23 protein-coding genes and 1 tRNA gene are annotated in these 22103 nt (G+C 63.0%); 16 read left to right on the forward strand and 8 right to left on the reverse strand.

Annotated features, from left to right (window positions below; all coding sequences use genetic code 11):
- Positions 1-498 precede the first annotated feature (498 nt).
- The 3 genes from ACTIFK_RS16175 to ACTIFK_RS16185 all read left to right on the forward strand — a co-directional run bounded on the left by ACTIFK_RS16175 (position 499) and on the right by ACTIFK_RS16185 (position 2171).
- Entirely contained in the window at positions 499-738 is a 240-nt protein-coding gene (locus tag ACTIFK_RS16175; RefSeq protein WP_439544043.1) for a hypothetical protein, read from the forward strand.
- A gap of 219 nt (positions 739-957) precedes the next feature.
- Positions 958-1227 carry a hypothetical protein gene (locus ACTIFK_RS16180; protein WP_439544044.1) on the forward strand — a complete coding sequence of 90 codons (270 nt, stop codon included), beginning with the start codon at positions 958-960 and terminating at the stop codon, positions 1225-1227.
- A gap of 353 nt (positions 1228-1580) precedes the next feature.
- The gene (locus ACTIFK_RS16185; RefSeq protein ID WP_439544045.1) at positions 1581-2171 is read left to right on the forward strand and encodes a toxin-activating lysine-acyltransferase; all 591 of its coding nucleotides are present in this window, start codon (positions 1581-1583) and stop codon (positions 2169-2171) included.
- A 381-nt stretch (positions 2172-2552) separates the two neighbouring features.
- On the opposite strand, the gene ACTIFK_RS16190 is transcribed toward ACTIFK_RS16185, so the two are convergent.
- Positions 2553-2780 carry a hypothetical protein gene (locus ACTIFK_RS16190; RefSeq protein ID WP_439544046.1) on the reverse strand — a complete coding sequence of 76 codons (228 nt, stop codon included), beginning with the start codon at positions 2778-2780 and terminating at the stop codon, positions 2553-2555.
- Between the two features lie 205 nt (positions 2781-2985).
- Positions 2986-3060 (reverse strand) — tRNA-Thr (locus tag ACTIFK_RS16195).
- 291 nt (positions 3061-3351) lie between these two features.
- On the opposite strand from ACTIFK_RS16195, the gene ACTIFK_RS16200 reads away from it, so the two are divergent.
- Positions 3352-3789, forward strand: coding sequence for a universal stress protein (locus ACTIFK_RS16200; RefSeq protein WP_439544047.1), 438 nt, complete (start codon positions 3352-3354; stop codon positions 3787-3789).
- Between the two features lie 13 nt (positions 3790-3802).
- Here the strand turns inward: ACTIFK_RS16200 and ACTIFK_RS16205 are convergent, their stop codons facing one another.
- The 3 genes from ACTIFK_RS16205 to ACTIFK_RS16215 all read right to left on the reverse strand — a co-directional run bounded on the left by ACTIFK_RS16205 (position 3803) and on the right by ACTIFK_RS16215 (position 9130).
- Entirely contained in the window at positions 3803-6904 is a 3102-nt protein-coding gene (locus ACTIFK_RS16205; protein ID WP_439544048.1) for an efflux RND transporter permease subunit, read from the reverse strand.
- Positions 6901-8001, reverse strand: coding sequence for an efflux RND transporter periplasmic adaptor subunit (locus ACTIFK_RS16210; protein ID WP_439544049.1), 1101 nt, complete (start codon positions 7999-8001; stop codon positions 6901-6903). Before ACTIFK_RS16210 ends, ACTIFK_RS16205 begins: the two co-directional genes overlap by 4 nt.
- Positions 8002-8167: 166 nt before the next feature.
- A complete protein-coding gene (locus tag ACTIFK_RS16215) occupies positions 8168-9130 on the reverse strand; it encodes an NAD(P)H-dependent flavin oxidoreductase (RefSeq protein ID WP_439544050.1) in 963 nt (320 codons plus the stop codon).
- Between the two features lie 295 nt (positions 9131-9425).
- Here ACTIFK_RS16215 and ACTIFK_RS16220 point away from each other — a divergent pair, with 295 nt between their 5' ends.
- The 5 genes from ACTIFK_RS16220 (at position 9426) to ACTIFK_RS16240 (ending at position 12712) form a co-directional block, all read left to right on the forward strand.
- The gene (locus ACTIFK_RS16220) at positions 9426-9878 is read left to right on the forward strand and encodes a group III truncated hemoglobin (protein ID WP_439544051.1); all 453 of its coding nucleotides are present in this window, start codon (positions 9426-9428) and stop codon (positions 9876-9878) included.
- The gene (locus ACTIFK_RS16225) at positions 9875-10474 is read left to right on the forward strand and encodes a 5-formyltetrahydrofolate cyclo-ligase (protein ID WP_439544052.1); all 600 of its coding nucleotides are present in this window, start codon (positions 9875-9877) and stop codon (positions 10472-10474) included. Before ACTIFK_RS16220 ends, ACTIFK_RS16225 begins: the two co-directional genes overlap by 4 nt.
- Positions 10475-10695: 221 nt before the next feature.
- Positions 10696-11373, forward strand: coding sequence for a Crp/Fnr family transcriptional regulator (locus ACTIFK_RS16230; protein ID WP_439544053.1), 678 nt, complete (start codon positions 10696-10698; stop codon positions 11371-11373).
- Positions 11374-11515: 142 nt separating this feature from the next.
- The gene (locus tag ACTIFK_RS16235; RefSeq protein WP_439544054.1) at positions 11516-12337 is read left to right on the forward strand and encodes a ferredoxin--NADP reductase; all 822 of its coding nucleotides are present in this window, start codon (positions 11516-11518) and stop codon (positions 12335-12337) included.
- Positions 12338-12427: 90 nt separating this feature from the next.
- Positions 12428-12712, forward strand: a complete 285-nt coding sequence (locus tag ACTIFK_RS16240; protein WP_439544055.1) for a hypothetical protein — start codon at positions 12428-12430, stop codon at positions 12710-12712.
- A gap of 18 nt (positions 12713-12730) precedes the next feature.
- Here ACTIFK_RS16240 and ACTIFK_RS16245 read toward each other — a convergent pair whose 3' ends face one another.
- Together ACTIFK_RS16245 and ACTIFK_RS16250 are read right to left on the reverse strand one after the other, a co-directional pair.
- On the reverse strand, positions 12731-12988 hold the full coding sequence (locus ACTIFK_RS16245) for a hypothetical protein (protein ID WP_439544056.1): 258 nt from the start codon (positions 12986-12988) through the stop codon (positions 12731-12733).
- Between the two features lie 86 nt (positions 12989-13074).
- Positions 13075-13575, reverse strand: a complete 501-nt coding sequence (locus ACTIFK_RS16250) for a hypothetical protein (protein ID WP_439544057.1) — start codon at positions 13573-13575, stop codon at positions 13075-13077.
- Between the two features lie 97 nt (positions 13576-13672).
- Here ACTIFK_RS16250 and ACTIFK_RS16255 point away from each other — a divergent pair, with 97 nt between their 5' ends.
- Entirely contained in the window at positions 13673-14005 is a 333-nt protein-coding gene (locus ACTIFK_RS16255) for a hypothetical protein (RefSeq protein WP_439544058.1), read from the forward strand.
- A 258-nt stretch (positions 14006-14263) separates the two neighbouring features.
- Positions 14264-14701, forward strand: a complete 438-nt coding sequence (locus ACTIFK_RS16260) for a hypothetical protein (protein WP_439544059.1) — start codon at positions 14264-14266, stop codon at positions 14699-14701.
- 106 nt (positions 14702-14807) lie between these two features.
- Here ACTIFK_RS16260 and ACTIFK_RS16265 read toward each other — a convergent pair whose 3' ends face one another.
- The gene (locus tag ACTIFK_RS16265; protein WP_439544060.1) at positions 14808-15767 is read right to left on the reverse strand and encodes a SphA family protein; all 960 of its coding nucleotides are present in this window, start codon (positions 15765-15767) and stop codon (positions 14808-14810) included.
- Positions 15768-16416: 649 nt separating this feature from the next.
- Here ACTIFK_RS16265 and ACTIFK_RS16270 point away from each other — a divergent pair.
- From ACTIFK_RS16270 to ACTIFK_RS16290, 5 genes are all read left to right on the forward strand, one after another.
- Complete coding sequence (locus ACTIFK_RS16270) at positions 16417-17346, forward strand: formylglycine-generating enzyme family protein (protein WP_439544127.1); 930 nt, start codon at positions 16417-16419, stop codon at positions 17344-17346.
- Between the two features lie 11 nt (positions 17347-17357).
- Complete coding sequence (locus tag ACTIFK_RS16275; protein ID WP_439544061.1) at positions 17358-17690, forward strand: hypothetical protein; 333 nt, start codon at positions 17358-17360, stop codon at positions 17688-17690.
- A gap of 110 nt (positions 17691-17800) precedes the next feature.
- Entirely contained in the window at positions 17801-19615 is a 1815-nt protein-coding gene (locus ACTIFK_RS16280) for an arylsulfatase (RefSeq protein WP_439544062.1), read from the forward strand.
- A gap of 64 nt (positions 19616-19679) precedes the next feature.
- A complete protein-coding gene (locus tag ACTIFK_RS16285; RefSeq protein WP_439544063.1) occupies positions 19680-20696 on the forward strand; it encodes an HAD family hydrolase in 1017 nt (338 codons plus the stop codon).
- A 10-nt stretch (positions 20697-20706) separates the two neighbouring features.
- A complete protein-coding gene (locus ACTIFK_RS16290) occupies positions 20707-22098 on the forward strand; it encodes a DUF1254 domain-containing protein (protein ID WP_439544064.1) in 1392 nt (463 codons plus the stop codon).
- Positions 22099-22103 lie beyond the last annotated feature (5 nt).

Genomic DNA, 22103 nt, shown 5'->3' on the forward strand with positions numbered 1-22103 from the left:
GCATGCATTCGCCCGACTCTCCCGGCGTCCGCAAGTGCATGCGCTCGGTCGGCCGCAACCTCTCGCAGGGCTGCATCAGCGCTCTCGTAGCCGCCGGCGAAGTCTCCAAGTCGACCGTCCAGAAGAAGGTCGCCGCCAAGTAGGCTTCCCCACCCGTCGTCTCCGAAGCGAACTCTCCACGCTCCGGTACGACGAGAACACCAAGTCGCTCGGCTGCACTTTGATACGCTGCCAGAACCCCGGATGGCCCTCCGGGCTATTCCCCCAAAAACGATCTTTGAGACATCGTGCCGCCTTCCTCAGGGAACGGCGGCTTATCATCATGTGCGCCAAGCCCTGGTGGCGTCCCAAGATTTCCTGAATTCCCCAAGCGTTCCCCGGGGAACAGCGGTTCCTTGGCGTTCGGGCCAAAGTCCGCCCATCGACCCGGCGTCGCGCAGAAAACGCGCCTCCGGCATGAAACGTAGACGACGCGCTTCCAGCATGAAGGAGTGAGCGATGACCCCGATCCGCACTATTCTCGCAAGCGCTGCTGCACTTTCCGTCCTGACGATTGCCGGTCAGGCCGGCGCGGTCAGCCTGGCCGTCAAGATGGCCTGCGCGTCCGATTATCACGCCCACTGTAGCCAGCACCCCTCCGGAAGCGCGGGAGCCCGCCAGTGTATGCGCGCCCATAGCGCACAGCTTTCCAAGGGCTGCATCAATGCCCTGACTGGATCGAAGATCGCCGTGAAGTAGACGGCATTACAATGAACTGCGGCATCGGGCGCGCTCCATGAGCGCGACCCACCGTGCCCCGGTCGGGTTGCCCGACCGCCGTTCTGCAGAATTTTTGACGATTTCGCTGCCGCGTTCCCCCGGGAACAGCGGCCACGGCCGGCTGGAGGCATTCTCTCTTCATCGGACACACACTGGCGGGTCGTGTCGAAGACGCGCCAAAGAAAATGGAGAGCCCAGATGACCAAGATCCAGAACATCCTCGCAGCTTCGATCACCCTCGGCGCGCTCCTCGTTTCCAGCCAGGCCGGCGCCGTCAGCCTCGGCGTCAAGCTTGCCTGCGCCGCCGACTACCACGCCCACTGCAGCATGCACTCGCCCGACTCTCCCGGCGTCCGTAAGTGCATGCGCTCGGTCGGCCGCAACCTCTCGCAGGGCTGCGTCAGCGCTCTCGTAGCCGCCGGTGAAGTCTCCAAGTCGGCCGTCCAGAAGAAGGTCGCCGCCAAGTAAGGATGACGATGAGTTGCAGGGCCTTCGCCCCGCAGCCGTCCGAACAGTTTCACGGCCCGACCGATCAGGAATCCGAAAGCCGGTGCGCCTCTCCACGCACCGGCTTTTTCTATGGTCGGCGTCCCCTTCCGAGAGGTGGCGGACAATCTCACTCGGATTGTTCGTCCAGGCCCACACCGCGCAACGCGACGCCGGACTTGGCGAACGGGATTGGACTCACGGCGCTGGACTTCGGCGTCGTGCGATCTGTACCATGACGGCGCCTGTCGGCCGGCCTTCTGGTCCATTGACCAGCGCCGGCCCGCAATGCCCGCGGTCGGACGTCATTCCTCGCTGCGCACAGGAGTTTGCATATGTTCTTCAAGAAGGACGAAACGACGGAGCCCGTCAAAAGCGGCAATGCCGGCACCCCAGACGCCGCCCTGCCACCAGCCGCGACAGCCGCTACACCGCCGGCGGTCGTCCTCGATGCGGACGAAGCCAAAAAGCGCGCTGTCGCCTCGAAGCGCATGTCGGCCGCGTTCGGCGACATCGTGCTGCTCATGAGCCAATCTCCCGGCGAACAGCACTACAGCCTGCGTGACCTCGACTGGCTTGTCGCGCCCGCCATTCGCTGCGGCCAGTTCGCGCTCGCGGAGGCGCAATCGAAAGAGAACGGAATAGTGACCCCGGTCGCAGCCGTGCTCTGGGGGCTCGTGTCGGCCGACGTCGATCAACGCCTTACGAACCAGGACACCGGCCCCATTCGCCTCACGCCGCCGGAGTGGCACTCAGGCGACATCCCCTGGATCTTCTACGCCATCGGCGATCCGAATATCCTGGGCACCCTCCTGGACCAACTGACCAAGGCGGCATTCAAGGGTCGCGCCCCGAAGATGCGCGTGTTCGGTCCCGACGGAAAAGCCAAGGTCGGCGAGGTCCAGATCAAGATCAAGGCCGCTTAGACGCGCCGCGCGTGTTCCAGCCCGGCCCGGAAGATCGCCGGCACTCGATATGTCGGGGTGCACGCCAACGCGATTCTTGAGCGATCGTTCATTAACGGGGCCATCACTCTCTCGCCGTTATAGACGGGTACGGCGCACGGATGGAAACAGCGACGCTTTACATCTTGTTCAAGTTGGCTGACGGAACCGAGCAGCTCCACACACGGAACTTCTGGTCAGTCGAAGCATGTGAGCAGTATGTAACCTCACAAGGGGCAGTGGTTCGTCAGCATGAATGCAACCGCAATGACCGCATGCTCGCGCCTCCGAAATGGTTCACGGAGCGGACAGCGCAAAAAGCGCCGGCGGGCGTTCCCCTCGATCTGAAATATCGGCCTTAACTCATCGTTGGGGGCGCGGCGGCGTGTCCGGAAAGTATTTCATGTCTTCCCTGCGCTGATCCTCGAAGGCGGGCCACCAGTCGAGCCCGTAATAGCCGTCAAGGGGCAGCAGTGTTTTTTTGCTCTCAACACCGGATTGATCCAGGAGCCACTGGTCTCGCGTTGGATCGGCGGACGCGTTTTGGAATGACGGCTGTTCGAGAAGGCCATAGCGCTGGAGGATCGACATCAGGTCGTTTCCTAATCGCTACCGATCAGAGACGCTACCGCAGCGCTCGCGTGGACGAGATCAAGATGTCGATACGACTGACCTTGAGGGTGTTACAGGTTTGTTACAGGCTGTTTGGGGGTCAGGAGCGCGTCGTACCGCGCATGTCCCTCGGCGGGGCTGAGGCGAGAACATCGACGAGTTACTGAATCCGCTGAAAGTTTTCTGGTGCTGCCGGCGAGGATTGAACTTGCGACCTCTCCCTTACCAAGGGAGTGCTCTACCACTGAGCTACGGCAGCTAACCTAGAAAATATGCTTGATTGTCAGCGCTCCGCGCTGCGGGCTTTCGCCTCCCCTGCGAACCCGAGGGCCGCAGGGCTGCGATCATCTAACCGACCCGCGCGCCAAGAGCAACCGGCCCCGCACCGAAAAATGCGATCGCGGCCTCGCCAGCCCGGCATAAATGGCCGCACTATCCCTGAACGTGGCGTTTTGATCCCATGTCCGGCCCATCCGCAGCACCGCAAAGCGCCATTTGATTTGCACCGGCGACAGAGACAGATTTGGACGCACAAGGAGCGGGCCACCCCATGTTCAAGCACATCCTGATCGCGACCGACGGCTCCGACCTGGCCCAGAAGGCCGTGATCCAGGGGCTCGCCATGGCCAAGGCGCTCGGCGCGCGGGTCACCGCCTTGTATGTCACTGAACCCTGGGTCGCCGTCGCGCCGGGCGAGGTCGCCATGGCGTTCCCGGTCAAGGAGTATGAGGAGAGCGTCGCGACGAACGCGGCCCGGATCCTGGCCGGCGTCGAAAGCGAGGCACGGGCGGCGGGCGTCGCCTGCACCGGGCAGCACATGAAAGACCAGTTCCCCGCCGAGGGCATCATCGCCGCCGCCGATCAGAACGCCTGCGATCTGATCGTCATGTCCTCGCACGGCCGACGCGGCCTGATGCGCGTGCTGCTCGGCAGTCAGGCCATCAAGGTCCTGGGCGGCAGCACCGTCCCGGTCCTCATCTGCCGCTAACGCCGAGGGTCGATCACGCCGCCTGCGCGGCCGAGGCGTCGGTGCCCGCCATCTCACGCGGCGCATCGGGCGGCGGGATGCGGAACCACGCCACATAGAGCGCCGGCAGGAACACCAGCGTCAGCAGCGTCGCCACCATCAGCCCGCCGATAACGGCGAACGCCATCGGCCCCCAGAACACCGTTCCCGCGATCGGCACCATGCCCAGGATCGCCGCCGCCGCCGTCAGCAGGATCGGCCTCAGCCGGTGCTCGGTCGCGCTGATCACGGCCTCCCAGGGCGGCTCGCCGTCCGCGATGTGCATGTCGATCTGCTCGATCAGGATCACCGAGTTGCGGATCACCATGCCGATCAGCGAAATCACGCCGAGGATCGCGACGAAGCCCATCGGAATGCGGAACAGCAGCAGCGACGCCACCACGCCGATCAGCGCCAGCGGCGCCGTCAGCAGCACCATGATCAGCTTCTGGAAGCTCCTGAGCTGGATCATCAGGATGGTCGTCATGATCAACAGCATGATCGGGAACACCGCGAAGATGCTCGCCTGCGCCTTGGCGCTGTCTTCTACCGTACCGCCCGCCGTCACCGAGTAGCCCGGCGGCAACGTCGTGCGGAAACCCTCGATCGCGTTTCCGAGCTGGCGCACGACGGTGATCGCCTCGACGCCCGGCGGAACGTCCGCCTGCACGGTCACTGTTGGAAGCCGTGAGCGCCGCCAGATGAGCGGCGGCTCGAGCGTGTACGAAAGCGTCGCCACCTGCGCCAAGGGCACGTTGCCGCCCGCGGGCGTCGCGAGCCTCAGGCTGCGCAGCGTATCGAGCTTGGCGCGCTCGCCTTCGATCGCCCGCGCCACGACGTCGACGAGATACGTGTGATCGCGCACCTGCGTAATCGTCGTGCCCGACAGCACGGAGTTGATGTTGCTCGCGATCTGCCGCGAGGTGAGCCCGACGGCGCGGGCCCGGTCCTGGTCGATGTCGACCTTCACCACCTTCGACATCTCGCTCCAGTCGAAATTGATGTTGGTCACGTTGGGATTTCCGCCCATCACGCCAGCGAAGGCAAGTGCGCGCTCACGCACCTGGGCCACATCGTCGCCGCTTACGCGGAACTTGAGCGGCCACCCCACCGGCGGCCCGAGCTCGAGCGGACTGACGCGGATCATCGCGTTTTCGAAGCCTGTCGCCAGCGCCGCCTCGATCCGCGCCTTGACGCCCGGCCGCTCCTTGAACCCCTTCGTCACGACCACCGCCTGCGCGAAGAAGGTGTTGGCGAGCTGCGCATCGAGCGGCAGATAGAAGCGAACCGCCCCCTGGCCGACGTAGAAGCTCCAGTAGTCGATATCCGGATCGGCCTTCAGGATCGCCTCGATGCGCTCGACCGTCTCTTCGGTCGCGTGGATCGAAGCGGTTTGCGGCAGCGTCACGTTGATCAACAGCTCCGGCCGGTCGGACGCCGGAAAGAACTGCTGCTGCACGAAGCGCATGCCCACCAGCGACAGCACGAACACCACGGCCGTTCCCGCCAACACAAGCCACTTCGCCCGCAGCGCCCCATCGAGCACACGCGCAAACCGCGACGTTCCCGGCGCGGCGTGCTTATGGCCTGTGATTTTGTCGGGCAGGATGAACACGCCCGTCAGCGGCGTGAACAGAACCGCAACCACCCACGAAACGGTGAGCGCGATGGCCACCACCGCGAACAGCGTGAAGCAGTATTCGCCCGCGCCGCTCTTGGCGAACCCCACCGGCACGAAGCCCACGATCGTGACCAGCGTTCCCGTCAGCATCGGAAACGCGGTGACGGTGTAGGCGTAGGTCGCCGCCGAGATCTTGTCCGCGCCCTCCTCGAGCTTCGAGATCATCATCTCGACCGCGATCATGGCGTCGTCGACGAGCAGCCCCAGCGCGATGATAAGCGCGCCGAGCGAAATGCGCTGCAGCGAGATGCCGAAATAGAGCATGGCCGCGAACGTCACCGCCAGCACGAGCGGAATGGCGACCGCCACCACCACGCCCGGACGCCAGCCGAGCGCCAGGAAACTCACGCCGAGCACGATCGCGATCGCTTCCCACAGCGTCTTGGTGAATTCCCCGACCGCTTCTTCCACCACCCGCGGCTGGTCCGACACGAGATGCGCATCGATGCCGATCGGCAGGTCGCGCGTGATCTCCGCCACCGTTTCTTCGATCGCGCGGCCGAGCGCGAGCACGTCTCCGCCCTGCGCCATGGAAATCGCAAGCCCGGTCGCCGGCTCGCCGTTGAAGCGGAACATCGGCTGCGGAGGATCGACGTAGCCGCGCTTCACCTCCGCGATGTCGGAGAGCCGATAGAAGCGGTTCCCAGACTGGAAGTTGATCGACTTCAGGCTTTCCTCGGAATCGAAGCTGCCCGACACGCGCACGGCGATGCGCTCTTGCCCTTCCTCGAGGGTTCCGCTCGGCACGATGGCGTTCTGCGCCTGGAGGCTGTCCATCAGGCTCGCCGCGTCGATCCCGAGTGCCGCCATCTGCTGCGTCGAAAACTCGAGGTAGATCTTTTCGTCCTGCGTGCCGATGAAATCGACCTTGGCCACGTCTTTCACGCGCAGCAGCTGCGTGCGCACCAGCTCGAGCTGATCGCGCACCTCGCGCGGGCCAAAACCGTCCGACGTGAACGCGTAGACAACGCTGTAGGTGTCTCCGAACTCGTCGTTGAAAAACGGCCCCTGAATACCCTCCGGCAACTGGCCGCGGATGTCTCCGACTTTCTTTCGAACCTGATACCAGAGATCCGGCACGAGCGCGGCCGGCGTGCTGTCGAGCAGCGTCACGTAGACAAGCGCGTCTCCCGGCTTGGTGTAGCTGCGCACATAGTCGAGATGCGGCAGTTCCTCGAGCTTCTTCTCGATCCGGTCCGTCACCTGCGTCAGCGTATCGGCCGTCGTCGCGCCAGGCCACAGCGCGCGGATCACCATGACCTTGATGGTGAACGGCGGATCCTCTTCTCGCCCGAGCTTCTGATAGGCGTAAAGGCCCGCGATCGCCGAGACGAGCATCAGGTAGACGACAAGACTTTTGTGGCGGAGCGCCCAATCGGAAAGATTGAAGCCCGCGTCGCGCGAAGAGCCGCTCATGATCCGGCCTGCTCCAGCAGACGCACGGTCTGGCCTTCACGCAGCCGGTTGACGCCTGCGGTGACGACCACCTCGCCGGCCCGCAAACCGCCGCTCACCACCACCCGGTCGGTCTCGAAGCGCGCCACCTCGACGGGGCGAAGCTTGACCGTCGAGGAGGCGCTGTCGAACACCCACACCGCGGGCTTTCCGGCCTGATCGAACAGAGCGCTTCCCGGCAGCGAGATGACCGGCGCCGTGGTCGTCTTCAAACGCCCCATCACACTCGCGCCGAATCGCATCGCCGGGGGTGGATTTTCGAGCGACACCTTGACTTGATAGGTGCGCGTCGTGGGATCGGCGACCGGAGATACCTCGCGCACGACCCCGTCCGCGACGATGGTGGGACTGCTCAGCAAACTGACCAGCACGGCGGGTTTCTCTCCCGGCTTGCGGTCGCGGAACGCGGCCTCCGCCACGCTGAAGACGGCATCGATCTGATCCGGCTTGGCGAGCTTCACCACCATCTGTCCCGCAGCGACGACCTGCCCGGGCTCGGCCGCAACGGCCGTGATGATGCCGTCGAAGTCGGCCTTGAGCTCGGTGTAGGCGAGTTGATCCTTGGCCAGATCGAGTGCGGCCCTGGATGACTCGAGCTTGGCCTCGGCCGACCGGCGATTCTTGAGCGCGGCGTCGTAGTTCGAACGCGTCGTCACGCCCTTGCCCAGCAGTTCGACCTGCCGGCCCTCGGTGGCTTGGGCTTCCACCAGCACGGCTTCGGAAGACACCACGTCGGACTGAGCCGACCGCAGGCGGTTCTGGAAATCCTGTTCGTCGAGCCGCGCGAGCAGGTCACCCTTTTTGACGGACACTCCGATATCCACCGCGCGCGAAACCAGCTTTCCGCCGACCTGGAACCCGATATCGCTCTCTTGCCGCGGCCGGATCTCACCGACCGCTTGACGATCGTCATCGATGGGCTTGGCTTCCGTGACGATCGTGCGGACGGGCCGGATCTCCGGCTTGGGCGCAGCGACCTCGCTGCATCCGGCCAAGCCGACGAAAAGTCCCCCCAACGCAAATAGAAACGCTTTGAAGCCCGTATCGCTCGGCATCATGTCGGCAGTCCCGCTCGCCCGATTCAGTACGATCGAAGGTGCCACGTCCATACGGCGCCGTACAGCCATGCTGGCGAGGCAGGGACTTGATATCCGGCACGAATTCCGGGAGACGTCAGGCCGCGCGGCCTACCTCCGGACGATATCGCCGACGGCGGATAGCTCCTCAGGCGAACCGCCCCAAACGGGCTTCGGCCTCCGCTACCATGGCCCGGATGATGTCGCCGGCCGGCTCGATGCGATCGATCAGGCCGACCACTTCGCCCACGAACGTATTGCTCCGCTGCGGATCGCCGGCCGCCCACGCGGCGCGGTAGTTCTCCGCTTCGACGTCAGCCACCTGCGCGAGTTCAGCCTCGCGGCCGTGCCATCGATCCGTGAAGGCGTTACGGAGCACGCGCGCCGTATAGTGCGTGGGCCAGTCGAGCTTGCGCGCGAGATCCATGACTTGCGTTCGGATCGTGTCGTCGCCCGTCGCCGCGAGTGCCGCAGCATGCATCGCCGCGCTCACATTGGCCTCGGCCGACGCCCACAGCCGCGATCCGACCAGCACGCCATCCGCACCGAGCATCAGCGCCGCGGCCAGACCCCGTCCATCGCCGACGCCACCCGCCGCACAAAGCAAAGTCTCCGGCGCGCGCATCGCGATGAGATCGGCAATTTCCGGCACCAGCGCGAACGTGCCGCGCGCCTGCCCGTGACCGCCCGCGTCAGCCCCCTGCGCCACGATCACATCGGCGCCGCAGTCGAGCGCCCGTTCGGCATCGTGCCGCGTCTGCACCTGGCAGATCAGCGCCGCGCCTGACGCCTTGATCCGGTCTGCGAACGCCATGGGATCGCCGAACGAGAGAAAGAGCGCGACCGGCTTGCGCGCAAGCGCGAGGTCGAGAAGCTCGGGCTTCTTGGCGAGCGACCAGGTGATGAACCCGCAGCCGAACCGGCCGGGCGTCACGAGATCGAGTTCCCGTGTCAGCCAGGCTTCGTCGCCGTAGCCCCCGCCGAGCAGGCCCAGCGCGCCGGCATCCGACACGGCCGACGCGAGACGCCCGCCCGCCGCAAACGCCATCGGCGCCGAGATAATGGGATGCGCCAGCCGGAAGCGTTCAGTCAGACGCGTCGAAAGGGCCATGGGGTATTCCTGTCCGGGATGAGAGCAGCGGCGGACCTGCACAATGCGACGCCGGCGAGGGAGGAGAGAGCCGGAAAATACAACGCGGCCCGCCGGAAAATGCAAGGCGGCCCGCCGGAAAATGCAAGGCGGCCCGCCGCAAATGCAAAGCGGCCCGCCCGAATATGCAAGGCCCCTCCCTTGACGACCATGCCTCGCACACCTGTACTTGGAGATATCACGGAACGGCGCTCCAGAATCAGGTCGCCGATGCCAATCCCACCACGGCGAGTTGCCCCACGACGGCGAGTGAACCATGTCACGCGATCCCCACCCGAAAGCACCCGGCCTTCCAGCCTCGGTCACCGAGCCGATGATCCACGATCTCGTGCACGCGTTCTACGCGGATGTGCGCCGCGATCCGCTCATCGGACCCGTTTTCGCAAGCCACATCGAGAGTTGGGACGAGCACCTCGAGAAGCTCGTCGCGTTCTGGTCGTCGGTGACGCTCATGACGGGCCGCTACAAAGGCCGCCCCATGGCGGCCCACATCGCCATGCCCGAAATCTCGCGTCCCCACTTCGAACGCTGGCTGGCGTTGTTCCGCGCGCGCGCCCGCGCGATTTGCCCGCCGCAGGCCGCAGCGCTCTTCATCGAGCGCGCGGAACGGATCGCCGAATCCTTGCACCTGGGGATCAGCCTGCATCGCGGCGAGCCGCCCGGTGTCACGCCGCCCAATTTTCGATCTGAACCCGAGCCCATCGGATGATCGCGCCGCTGACCGACGCTCAGCGCATCTGGCGCCGCGAACAACGGGAGAGATTGCTCGACCACCGCCGCCTGATGCCGAGTGCCGAGCGGCGCAGCCTCGGCGATAAAGTGATCGCCAATCTCGACCGCGTCTTGGCCGGGCGGGACGTCGCGGTTCTCGGCATCTACTGGCCCATCAAGCGCGAGATCGATCTTCTCCCGTGGGCGACGGCTCTGTCCGCCCGGCGGCCGGTGACCCTCGCCCTCCCGGTCGTGACGACGCCCAAGACGCCCCTCGAATATTGTTTGTGGCGGGCGGGAGATCCCATGACCCGCGGTTTCTGGAACATTCCCGAACCGGCGGCCCGGATCCCGGTCCTCCCCGATGTCGTCATCGCGCCCCTGGTCGGGTTTTGCGGCTTCTGGCGGCTCGGCTACGGCGGCGGCTATTTCGACCGGACCCTCGCGGCGCGGCCCGTGCGGCCTTTCGCCTTTGGTATTGGTTTCGAGGTTTGCGAAACGCCGGATTTTACGCCCGCGGCCCACGATATTTTCATGAATTCGATAGTAACTGAGCGCCGGACCATGTCGTCCAGCGACGCCGCACCATTTTAAAATGTTCAATGATCCAAAGGAGCTAGCGCGCGCCGAAACACTTTGATCTGAACAAATGGTCGCATCGGGACAAAAGCGTTGTTTCCTCGGGAACAGACCCCGGCGGCAGTAGTTCTAACATCACGAAAAGGGGCCTTACTGTTTGGCAATATTGTCAAATATGACTTGATTAAGGCAGGGCCGGGATTTACATCAGAACCATTGTCTGGAGTAAGTGCGTTATGGCGAGTATTTGCCAAGGGAAAAGTTTTGAAGATTGCGGGCAGGATTTCGGGAAACTGAATCCGGCGGCCCTCGGCAGCGGCATGGTCGTCCAGAATGTGGACACCAGCGAATTCCTGTTCCATCCGGGCGAAGACCGCACGCTCTACCGCATCGAGAGCGGCGCGATTTGCCATTACATGTTGTGGGCCGATGGCCGTCACGACGTGATCGAATTTGCCTTCCCCGGCGACATCATCGGTCTCGGGCATCTTCGCCACCACGTCAGCACGGCGCAGGCGATGGTCGACACGGTCGTAAGCCTCGTGTCCGAGGAAGACTTCGAATTGGCGCTCGAGAGCGACGATCGGCTGTCGTTCCGGCAGGCGTCCGCTGTCGAACGCGAGTTCGAGCATCTCCGCGAAAAGACCCTCATGGAAGGCCCGAAGCCGGCCGCCGCCAAGGTCGCGAACTTTCTCATCGCCATTTCGGGCATGAATGGCCCGGAGGGCCGCGACGCGTCGTTCATCGCCGACGACATTACGGCGGGGTTTGTCGCCGACAAGCTCGACATGTCCGTCGACAAGCTCGGTGCGGCATTGCTCAGCCTGAAAAAGCAAGGCGCCGTCAAAGAAACGGCTGACGGCCTGCGGATCGTCGACATGCCGATGCTTCAGCGGCTCGCTGACGCGGCTTAGTGCGGCATTGCCCCACCAACGGTGTTCCCTGCATAACGCCCGAAAGGGCGTTTTTTATGTATGCCGGTTGAGCGCGGAAGCAATCACCGCGTGGCGGGCAGTGGCGCCCCCCCCGATAAACTCGATGAATGAGAGGACGGCTATGTCCGACGTTGCAGAGCAGGTCAAACCGGCAGCACCCGCCAAGCGCGGCGGAAGCCTGCTGACCGAGCGCGTGCTCGACGTGACGCACTATAGCGACAAGCTCTTCGGATTCCGCACCACGCGCACGCCGTCGTTCCGCTTCCAGAGCGGGCAGTTCACGATGATCGGCCTCGAAGCCGAAGGCCGCCCGTTGCTGCGCGCCTATAGCCTCGCGAGCGCCTTCTACGACGACCACCTCGAATTCCTGTCGATCAAAGTCCCGGACGGCCCCCTTACCTCGCGCCTGCAGCACATCCGCGCCGGCGACGAGCTGATGGTCGGCGCCAAGCCGACCGGAACGCTGCTCCTGGGCAACCTTCGCCCCGGCCGCCGCCTCTTCCTCCTCGCGACGGGCACCGGCTTCGCGCCGTTCGCGAGCATCCTGCGGGATCCGGAAACGTACGAGCGCTTCGAGACCGTGATCGCGGTCGAAGGCTGCCGCACCGTCGCCGAGTTGGCCTACGCGAACGGCGTCGTGAAAGCGCTCGGCCGGCATGAGCTGCTGGGCGAATACGTCGGCCCGAAACTGCGCTACTACGCGACGACGACGCAGGAGGCCTCGCCGCACCAGGGCCGCATCCCCCGCCTGCTGACGGATGGGACGCTCGCCCGCGATCTGGACATCGCGCCGCTCAATCGCGAAACGGACCGCGTCATGATCTGCGGCAATCCGGGCATGCTGGCCGACATTACGGCGCTGCTCAAAGGCGACGGCTTCGGCGAGGGCAACAGCGGCACCCCCGGCGATTTCGTCATCGAGAAGGCATTCGCCCAACGCTAGGCATTTTTCCCGACCGCTCGTCAGTCTGATGTCAGCAAGTTCCGGCTACGTCCCGCACTGGTAAACGTGCGTTTGGACATCAGCCTCATCATGAACTCCTGCGACCCGGCCCTCGTCCTGTGCTTCGACCCTCGTGACCCGCTGCAATCTGTCGACGATCGCCTGACGTGGCGTCCGACCGGCAATGCGATCCTCATCACGGCGACGATGCTGCTGGGCGACCACGAAGGCTCTCACGCGATTTCCTGGGACAAGGTCGCCGCCCTCGCCGACCTTTGCGACGCCCCCGATGAGATCGAGGACGGCCATCGCATCCCCGCCAGACGCGAAGACACAAACGCGATGCTCGAAGCATTGCTCGCCCGAAGTGCATGATCGCGAACTGACGGATTTTCAGGCAGACGATTTTGGGAGTTCGACGTAGCGCTCGGGCCGCGGCCGGAACACGAAGGGAACGACGACGTGAGCACCGAGCGCCGCCGCCTTGAGCTTCACGGCATCGGTCTCGCCCATGCGGATCCGATCGTGAATACGGCGAACCATGACGCTGAGCGGGATGTCGTGGAGTTGATAAAGGTCATCCGCGACGGCTTGGTGCAGCACGGCGCTGATAAGCTTGAGGTCTTCGCTCGATATGTTTTCGAAATTCATCACACCGCCGCGTGCGAACGTGAAGGCCGTCGGATAAATCAATGCGCAAAGTCGCGAATTCGTTCCTCACCTAATCGAGGCGCGCGTCACGAGTAGCTGGCACTGCCGTCGCCGTGCTCCTCGGCGCGGCGCAAGTGTTCAATCAGCAGCGCCATCTTGAATGGCACATCGTCGGAAAACGGCATGTCGCGCTGCAGCCGCTGCCCGATCCCGTTCACCAGTGAGGTCAGCTCCCGCTCGGTGTCTTCAACGAAAAAACTCTTCATCGCGCCTCTCCTTGTCAGATTGAAACGCGGCCCGGCCTCGGAAGGTCCGTCGTTTGGAATGTGTCGCACCGTGCGTCCGACTCGCGACATCGGCTGAGGCACATGCGCGCTTTGCCTCGACGCAGCGGTTGCCTGCACGCGTTGCCGTTTGACCTGAAACGGAAACTTGAGTGTGCGGCGATTGACGATCACGGCGTCTTGAACAACGAGCATCCCCGCGCCGAAATTTCTGATCGCTGATGCGCAATCGCCGCTGGAATTTTGGAACGCGATGGTGATACGTTGCCCGTGGCGCAGCACGGCGAAGACGACAAACCACAAGCTGCCGCGCCCTTGTGGTTGTCGAATGGGACTGCGGGATCAAATCTCCCGCTCCTAGCGGAAAGCGCAGCCGTTCTGCGCACGCAGGTACCCACTGATGACTCGTCTCGAGACACCTACCGTATTGATTATCGATGGTGCGACGCTTTCGTCATTCCATCTTCGAGCCCGCCTCATCGACGCCGGCTGCAACGTCCGCGTCGTCGGAAGTTTGAATTCGGCGCTGATGGTCGCACACCGCAACCGCGTCAACGTGGTATTCCTGGAATATTCCGAAGGGCAGGCAACTCGCAACTTCTGCACCGCACTCGCAGGGTTGAATATTCCACACATCTTTACAGCCACAGGGCTCGACGAGACGGCCACGCGCCCGCCGTTCGTCAATCATTTTTCGAAGCTCAAGGACCCGGCCGAACACCGAACGTTTTGATCCTTGTGAATTTTGGTCGTACCGAGAGGGCTCGGTGCGGCCAATTGGGCGGCGTCTGTTGCGGGGCGGGCGCCGCCCTTCGCTTCAATCACAAAAAGTTTCAATCACGAAGTTGTGGGACACAAACAGAGTGGCGTGCGCGTCGCCGCCTGCCCTCTTCATGCGGCAAACCCGCCGCAGGGGGGAACACCCCAAGCCTCAAAGCATTGTTTCCCTGAAGCCGTCAGAAGCAGGCGGTCAATCATAAGGAGGAAAACAATGTCATTCCCCAAAATCGCAATCGGCGGACTTGCAGCAGCCGCAGTCTTTGCAACGCCGGTGCTCGCAACCGACAACGCGACCGATAAGCAAAAACAGCAGTACCTGTATCAGCAGCAGATGCAGAACCAGAAGTCAGGCGTGACGGAAGACGGCGCCAACCTGCCTGCCGCGAAGGGCGCAGGACCGATCGGTGATACGAAGGCGAATTCCGGCCCTGGCGTACAGGGACCTGCTGACACGCGCACCGGCCCGTCGACCCGCGCACCAGCTGGCGCAGGCGATGCAAGTTCGGGCGCATCCTCGGGTGACGCTGGCTCGAGCGGCGCCGGAATGGACAAGTCCAAGGATCCGGCGGCAACCCAGCCGAGTCAGGACTCCAGCGGCGTTCAGGGCTTTCCTGACACCCGCACGGGGCCTGCCACGAAGGGTCAGTAACGGCTCTTCAGGATTTTAGCTCTGTGGCGGACGCTGGCTTCGGCCGGCGTCCGCTTCCGTCGTGGAAGTCACACGCGACGGCGCTGCTCACGCTCGAAGATATTCGTTAGAAGCGCGCCGTGCCCGAGAAAAATGTCGTGCTGCCTTCCATGCGCCTTTCGGCATTGAACTCTTCATAGTGGCGCGCATTCAGCACCACGGGCGTGGCTCCCACAAGTGTCGTGTACGACAGACCGCCGCCGACAGCATCGACATCACCTTCAAATGGTCCTAGCACCGCGCCGGCGCCAGAGTCGCCGCTGAGCTGCCGATAGTCGTAACCGACGACTCCGACGACGAGGCCCTTGCAGATCTCGTATCCGACCGCCCATTCGAAGTGAAAATCGGTGCCGCTGTCGTAGTCGGTATCCGTATTCTCGAAGTTGAATGTCACGCCCGTGGCAGCATTCACCTGCAGCTTCGAAGCCGTCCAGGTAAAGGCCCATCCTACGTCGATGCCGGGCCGGTTGAGGCCAATGTTCGGCTGCAGCCCGTTTGCATCGTATTTTCCCGTCGGAGCGACCACCTGGACGTAGGCCGTGTGCGAAAACTCCGGCCGCGACCAGCCGAGCTGCACGCGTGCGTTCACGTCGCCGAACCCCCAGCCGTCGACCGACTCCGAGACCGTATTGCCAAGCGGTCCCGTGACCCGCGCATCGATATCGATGTGTCCAACCGGAATAGTAACGGAGACGCCCAGGTTTGCTCCGAGCACCTTGCTCTCGGGCACGTACAGGATGTTCGTCGCCTGCTGGAAGAATTCAACACCCATTCCCACATTGATAACGCGACCGCCGATTGTGACCGGGCCGTTGATCTCGCCCTCATAGTAACCGGAAACCAGTGTGACGTAGGTACCAGCGGGAGGAGTGACGCCGGCGCCGAAGGCTGCACCGCCGAGGCCATAGGAGGAGAATGCGAACTCGTCCGCGTGAGCATTTCCTAACGCAGTCGACAGCATCGCCGCGATCGCAGCCGCGCGCAGACTAACCTGAAAGGCTCGGGCTCTTAAGCACTGTCGGTCCATTGGTGCGGTCTCCAATAAAGACCGGGAAAATTCCCAGGGCAGGTGAACAATCGCGTGCGACGAATCGGTTGAGCAATCTTATAATCCGCGCCATTCAATCGGGTGACAGAAAGAGCACGGCGGATAATCAGAATAACGCGCTGATATGCTCGGAATGGCCATTGGCCGGCAGTCTCGTTAATTTCCCCGTCTCAAAAAATTGATCCTCCGTACCCGGCAAAAGCGATTGCAAAGCAACGCAGTCGGAGTCATAGCTAACAATAGGGAGAGCTGCCAAAATCGGCCGAGGAGGTCGACATGGATGGAGCTGTGCCGTGTTGCGAGAGCCCGAGCGGCTCGATCCTCTCTCATTGTCATTTTCCCGGCGAACGCCATGGCGCGACACGGTCCGACGCCCGCTTCAGCCTTTGCCTCCTTCAGCTTCGCAGTTGCAAAAGAAATGGCTTGCTAACCTAACGCAGTCAGCGGTCGAGACGCGACCGTTGCCGCGTGTTCTTTTGATCACGAATTCATTGCCGTTTTGAATATCGAATACGCAAGGCAAGACAGACTTAATTCCATTTGTGAGACCACAAAAATGGAAAGTCTCGAGCTTCTTCCCGGGCCGACTGACGACCGAAGCCCGCCGGGCGGCGCTGCGCCCGACGGCATGGTTTTGGTGCCCGGCGGTACGTTCGCAATGGGATCGGACAAGCACTACCCCGAGGAGAGTCCTGTCCACCGCGTTTGCGTCGACAGCTTCTTCATGGACGCGACCCCCGTCACGAACCGCCAGTTCCGGGATTTCGTCGAGGCGACCGGCCACGTCACGTTCGCCGAGATCGCTCCGATGGCGGAGGACTATCCGGGCGCGCTCCCGCACATGCTCAAAGCCGGCTCGCTTGTGTTCAGCCCGCCGGCTCCACCGGTCGATCTCCGGAATTGGTCGACGTGGTGGACCTTCATGTTCGGCGCAAATTGGCGACGGCCCTACGGCAAAGGAAGCTGGATCAAAGGCCTCGACGATCATCCCGTGGTGCATGTCGCCTATCGCGACGCGGAAGCCTACGCGAAATGGGCCGGCAAGGAGCTTCCGACCGAAGCCGAATGGGAGTTCGCCGCACGCGGCGGCCTCGAAGGTGCCGAATATGCCTGGGGCGATGAGTTTGCGCCCGATGGGCAGCAGAGGGCCAACACGTGGCAGGGCGCGTTCCCGCACGAGAACCTCAAGCTAGACGGCTACGAACGCACGTCGCCCGTGACAGCATTTCCGCCAAACGGCTACGGCCTCAGCGACATGATCGGCAACGTCTGGGAATGGACGGCCGACTGGTACGTGCCCAAGCACCCGGCGGATGCGCCGAAGGCTTGCTGCATTCCGGAAAATCCGCGCGGGCCCCGCGAAGAGCACAGCTACGACCCCTGCCAGCCACAAATTCGCATTCCGCGCAAAGTTCTGAAAGGCGGCTCACATCTCTGCGCGCCGAACTATTGCCGCCGCTATCGCCCCGCTGCGCGCCATCCCGAGCCCGTCGACACGTCGACAAGCCATGTCGGGTTCCGCTGCGTGATGAGAGCACACAACATCAATGAAAATTGAAGGAAACGGCCATGAAACGGATACCTCTCATCTTCGCAGGAGCACTTGCGTTTTTGTTTGGCGCGGTCAGCGTCGCGCCTGATGCCGATGCACGCCGGCTTGGTGGCGGGATGCGCCACGCCAACGTCGGCAAAGTCCACGTCCGGCCAGCCGGAGTCGCGCGCCGCGTAACGAGGCGCAATGTCCGCCGCGCAGGTCGCTGGGTGAACGGCGTCTGGGTCGTCGGCGGCGTGGCCGCCAGCGTCGCCGTCGGGACGGCCAGCAACTGCGGCTACTACTATCGCAAATGGAAAGCGACCGGCAGCGCCTACTGGCACGACCGGTACGTCGAGCACTGCAACTAGGCCACGCTGGTGGCCTCGGGCCGGGACCCCCGGGGCGCCAGAGTTCCAAAACTGACACGAGCACAACCGGCGGGGGGAAACTTCATAGTTTTCTTGAGAAGGATCTCGCCATGTCGAACAACGCCAAGGACGCCGATTCAGACAAACAAATCCCGACCGATTTCAATCGCCGAAATATTTTGATGACCGGAGGCTCGCTGCTGGCGCTCGTTGCCACGGCGGGAGGCCAGACGGCGCAGGCGCAGGAGCCGAAAGCCACTCCGGCCCCCGCAGCGACGCCACCCAGCGGCGCAGGCAAACCGAACATCCTCGTCATCTGGGGCGACGACATCGGCATCGCCAACATCAGCGCCTACTCGAACGGCCTGATGGGTTACGAAACACCCAGCATCGACCGCATCGCCAAGGAAGGCCTCAAATTCCAGCACTACTACGGCGAACAGTCCTGCACCGCCGGCCGGTCTGCCTTCCTCACCGGCCAGCACATCATTCGCAGCGGGCTCAGCAAGGTCGGCTTCCCCGGTGCGCCGATGGGCATGAGCCAGTTGGACCCCTCCATCGGCGGACTGCTGAAGAACCTCGGCTATGCGACAGGCCAGTTCGGCAAGAACCACGTCGGTGATCGCAACCCATCGCTGCCGACGGTGAACGGCTTCGACGAGTTCTTTGGCAATCTCTATCACTTGAATGCGGAAGAAGAGCCGGAGCTGCCGGACTATCCGAAAGACCCTGCCTATCTCGCCAAGTTCGGACCTCGCGGCGTTCTCAAGTGCAAGGCGACCGATGTCGACGATCCGACCGAAGACCCGCGCTTCGGCAAGGTCGGCAAACAGACCATCGAGGACACGGGCGCGCTGACCAAGAAGCGCATGGAAACGATCGATGACGAAACGTCGAATGCGGCAATCGACTTCATTAAGCGGCAGCAATCAGGTGGAAAGCCGTTCTTCTGCTGGTTCAATGCAACCCGCATGCACTTGCGCACGCACGTCCGGGCCGAGCACCGCGGACGCTACAAGCACGGCGACAGCGAATACATCGACGGCATGCAGGAACATGACGACACCGTTGGCAAGCTGCTCAAGGCCCTCGATGACATGGGGTTGGCTGACGACACCATCGTCGTCTACTCGACCGACAACGGCCCGCACATGAACACCTGGCCGGACGGCGCCATGACCTGGTTCCGCTCGGAGAAGAACACGAACTGGGAGGGCGCGTTCCGCGTTCCCTGCTTCGTCCGCTGGCCCGGCAAGATCAAGCCCGGCACCGTCACCAACGAGCTTATGAGCCACAACGACTGGATCCCGACCTTCTGCTCGATCGCGGGCGAACCGGACATCGTCGGCAAGCTCAAGGCGGGCTACACGGCCAACGGCATCAATTACAAAGTACACCTCGACGGATACGACCAATCCAAATTCCTGACGACCGTGAGCGGGAGCGCCGCCAACAACAACGGCACCAAGAGCGCGCGCAACAACTACTTCTATTCCAGCGATGACGGGCTACTCGTGGCCTTCCGGCAAGGCGACTACAAATACGTTTTCTCCGAGCAGCGCATGCAAGGCACGTTGGGTGTGTGGGCAGAGCCCTTCACGACGCTGCGCCTGCAAAAGATCTTCAACGTGATGCAGGACCCGTTCGAGCGCGCGGACATCACGTCCAACACCTTCTGGGATTGGCAGATGAACCATGTCCACAACATGTACGGGGTCATGGACGACGTCTTTCAGTTCGCGGCGACGTTCAAGGAATTCCCGCCGCGATCCTCTCCACCCAGTTTCAACCCGGCGAACATCATGGAGCAGCTCCTCGACGACATCAAAACCAGGAAGATGCTGAAGGAGAGCATCGATCCGGAGCGCATTCGCGCCGGAGTCGGCAAGATGATCGACCAGAAACTTCACGGCACGGCTCCTTAGGTCCTGATGCGGCGGACGCCACGAGCGCGTCCGCCGCTCTCTATCCAACCTTCGGGAGTTTGGTATGCGTGCTCTGATCCTGCGCTCGTGGTCCATCGCGTCTGCTCTTGCACTTCTTCTCCTATTGCCCGTCGGGGCCAACCAAGCTGCCGCGCAGGCCGATCCGTTGCCGTCTTGGAACGACGCTGCGCCCAAGACGGCAATCGTCGAATTCGTGGGCCGCGTCACCAAGGACGGCGGGCCGGACTTCGTACCGCCCGCCGAGCGCATTGCCGTGTTCGACAACGACGGCACGCTGTGGTCCGAGCAACCGGTCTATTTTCAGCTCGCCTTCGCAATCGACCGGATCGCGGCGCTGGCGCCGCAGCATCCCGAGTGGAGTGATACGCAGCCCTTCAAGGGCATCATCGAGGGCGATCTGAAAGCTGTTGCCGCGTCCGGCGAACATGGGCTTCTCGAAATTATGGCCGCGACGCATGCCGGCCTGACGACCGATAAATTCGGCGACATCGTCGATAGCTGGCTCGCAGGCGCGCAGCACCCGAAGACCAAACGCCTCTACACCGGGATGGTCTACCAGCCGATGCTGGAGCTGCTTGGCTACCTGCGCGCCAACGGCTTCAAGACGTTCATCGTCTCCGGCGGCGGCGTGGAGTTCATGCGCCGCTTCGCCGAGAAGGTTTACGGCATCCCGCCCGAACAGGTCATCGGATCGACCGGTGTCGTGAAGTTCGGCATCGGCGCCGACGGCAAGCCCGCGCTCACCAAGGAAGCCAAGATCGAGTTCGTGGACGACGGGCCGGGCAAACCGGTCGGCATCAACCGCGCGATCGGGCGCCGCCCCATCCTGGCGTTCGGCAACTCGGACGGCGACCAGCAGATGCTCGAGTGGACCGCGGCGGGAAGCGGCGCACGCTTCATGGGGCTGGTCCATCATACCGATGCCGATCGAGAGTGGGCCTACGACCGCACATCTCACGTCGGCAAGCTCGACAAGGCGCTCGACGAGGCAACGGCCAAGAACTGGACCGTCGTCGACATGAAAACCGATTGGAACGCGGTATTCCCGCCAAAACCTTGAGGACCCGGTGATGAGACGTTTCTGGCACGGATGGATTGCGGGAGCAGCGCTGCTCGCTTCGGTTTCGACTGCGACGGTACCCGCAACTTCGGCGGATGCTCGATCCATTGCGAAAGACGCCTACGTCTACGGCGTGCCCATGGTGAGCATGTACGGGACGATGTACGCGTTCTCGGTCGACAAGACCAATCCGCAATACAAGGGCCCCTTCAACTCGATCCTGAACATCGCCCGTGTCTTCACGCCGGACGATACGGCGTTCGTCACGCCAAACTCCGACACGCCCTATTCCTTCATCGGCCTCGATCTCGGCGCCGAGCCGATGGTCGTCACGCTGCCCCCGATGGAGAAGGACCGCTATTTCGTCTTCCAGATCATGGATCTCTACACGTTCAACTTCGACTATCTCGGGACGCGCACTACGGGCAACGGCGGGGGCGACTATCTCTTCGTCGGACCGGCCTGGAACGGCGACGCGCCCAAGGGCATCAAGAAGGTCATTCGTTCGGAAACGCGGCTCGTCAACGTCGTCGGCCGCACGCAGCTCTTCAATCCCGCCGATCTCGACAACGTCAAGAAAATCCAAGCCGGATATAAAGTGCAGCCGCTGTCGGCTTATCTCGGGACGTCGCCGCCATCCCCGCTCCCCGACCTCAATTGGGTTAAGCCGATCCCTCCAGCTGATCAGAAAACATCGCTGGAATTTTTTAATGTGTTGAGCTTCGCGCTTCAGCTCGCAGAGCCTCCGCATCCGAGCGAAGTCCAGTTGCGCAAGCGATTTGAGAGCATCGGCATCGTTCCGGGCAAGCCGTTCGATGCATCGTCGCTGTCTCCCGAGATGAAGGAAGCGATCGAAGGCGGAATGGCCGACGGGCAGAAGGAGATCGATAGCCTGCGCGCGACCCTCCACGGCAGCAGTGCAGACCTCTTCGGGACGCGAGAATTTCTTGAAAACGACTACGTGCGCCGTGCTGCGGGGACGCAGGTCGGGATCGGTGCCAACTCGAAAGAGGAAGCGCTCTACCCGATCTACGAAAAGGACGATGCGGGGCAGCCGCTGGACGGATCGAAGGGGCGCTATACGGTTCACTTCGCAGGTGGCCAGTTTCCTCCGGTCAACGCGTTCTGGTCGCTCACCATGTACGCGTTGCCGAGCCAGCTCCTCGTCAAGAACTCCATCGACCGCTACTTAATCAATGCGCCGATGTTGCCAAACCTCAAACTCGATGGCGATGGCGGGTTGACGATCTACATCCAGGCTGAATCGCCGGGCGCCGAGCGTGAGGCGAATTGGCTTCCGGCGCCGAGTGGGCCGTTCATGGTCGCCGCGCGCTACTACTGGCCAAAGCCGGAGCTACTCGCCGGCGAATGGAAATCGCCACCGATTCACAACGCAAAGTAAATAGC

Origin of the sequence: Hyphomicrobium sp. (genome assembly GCF_051860585.1) — a bacterium.
Taxonomy (GTDB): Bacteria; Pseudomonadota; Alphaproteobacteria; order Rhizobiales; family Hyphomicrobiaceae; genus Hyphomicrobium_C.

Bases quoted from the DNA above. Each gene is read 5' to 3' on its own strand.
- ACTIFK_RS16175 (WP_439544043.1), top strand. From the start codon at position 499: ATGACCCCGATCCGCACTATTCTCGCAAGCGCTGCTGCACTTTCCGTC.
- ACTIFK_RS16180 (WP_439544044.1), top strand. From the start codon at position 958: ATGACCAAGATCCAGAACATCCTCGCAGCTTCGATCACCCTCGGCGCG.
- ACTIFK_RS16185 (WP_439544045.1), top strand. From the start codon at position 1,581: ATGTTCTTCAAGAAGGACGAAACGACGGAGCCCGTCAAAAGCGGCAAT.
- ACTIFK_RS16190 (WP_439544046.1), bottom strand. From the start codon at position 2,780: ATGTCGATCCTCCAGCGCTATGGCCTTCTCGAACAGCCGTCATTCCAA.
- ACTIFK_RS16200 (WP_439544047.1), top strand. From the start codon at position 3,352: ATGTTCAAGCACATCCTGATCGCGACCGACGGCTCCGACCTGGCCCAG.
- ACTIFK_RS16205 (WP_439544048.1), bottom strand. From the start codon at position 6,904: ATGAGCGGCTCTTCGCGCGACGCGGGCTTCAATCTTTCCGATTGGGCG.
- ACTIFK_RS16210 (WP_439544049.1), bottom strand. From the start codon at position 8,001: ATGATGCCGAGCGATACGGGCTTCAAAGCGTTTCTATTTGCGTTGGGG.
- ACTIFK_RS16215 (WP_439544050.1), bottom strand. From the start codon at position 9,130: ATGGCCCTTTCGACGCGTCTGACTGAACGCTTCCGGCTGGCGCATCCC.
- ACTIFK_RS16220 (WP_439544051.1), top strand. From the start codon at position 9,426: ATGTCACGCGATCCCCACCCGAAAGCACCCGGCCTTCCAGCCTCGGTC.
- ACTIFK_RS16225 (WP_439544052.1), top strand. From the start codon at position 9,875: ATGATCGCGCCGCTGACCGACGCTCAGCGCATCTGGCGCCGCGAACAA.
- ACTIFK_RS16230 (WP_439544053.1), top strand. From the start codon at position 10,696: ATGGCGAGTATTTGCCAAGGGAAAAGTTTTGAAGATTGCGGGCAGGAT.
- ACTIFK_RS16235 (WP_439544054.1), top strand. From the start codon at position 11,516: ATGTCCGACGTTGCAGAGCAGGTCAAACCGGCAGCACCCGCCAAGCGC.
- ACTIFK_RS16240 (WP_439544055.1), top strand. From the start codon at position 12,428: ATGAACTCCTGCGACCCGGCCCTCGTCCTGTGCTTCGACCCTCGTGAC.
- ACTIFK_RS16245 (WP_439544056.1), bottom strand. From the start codon at position 12,988: ATGAATTTCGAAAACATATCGAGCGAAGACCTCAAGCTTATCAGCGCC.
- ACTIFK_RS16255 (WP_439544058.1), top strand. From the start codon at position 13,673: ATGACTCGTCTCGAGACACCTACCGTATTGATTATCGATGGTGCGACG.
- ACTIFK_RS16260 (WP_439544059.1), top strand. From the start codon at position 14,264: ATGTCATTCCCCAAAATCGCAATCGGCGGACTTGCAGCAGCCGCAGTC.
- ACTIFK_RS16265 (WP_439544060.1), bottom strand. From the start codon at position 15,767: ATGGACCGACAGTGCTTAAGAGCCCGAGCCTTTCAGGTTAGTCTGCGC.
- ACTIFK_RS16270 (WP_439544127.1), top strand. From the start codon at position 16,417: ATGGTTTTGGTGCCCGGCGGTACGTTCGCAATGGGATCGGACAAGCAC.
- ACTIFK_RS16275 (WP_439544061.1), top strand. From the start codon at position 17,358: ATGAAACGGATACCTCTCATCTTCGCAGGAGCACTTGCGTTTTTGTTT.
- ACTIFK_RS16280 (WP_439544062.1), top strand. From the start codon at position 17,801: ATGTCGAACAACGCCAAGGACGCCGATTCAGACAAACAAATCCCGACC.
- ACTIFK_RS16285 (WP_439544063.1), top strand. From the start codon at position 19,680: ATGCGTGCTCTGATCCTGCGCTCGTGGTCCATCGCGTCTGCTCTTGCA.
- ACTIFK_RS16290 (WP_439544064.1), top strand. From the start codon at position 20,707: ATGAGACGTTTCTGGCACGGATGGATTGCGGGAGCAGCGCTGCTCGCT.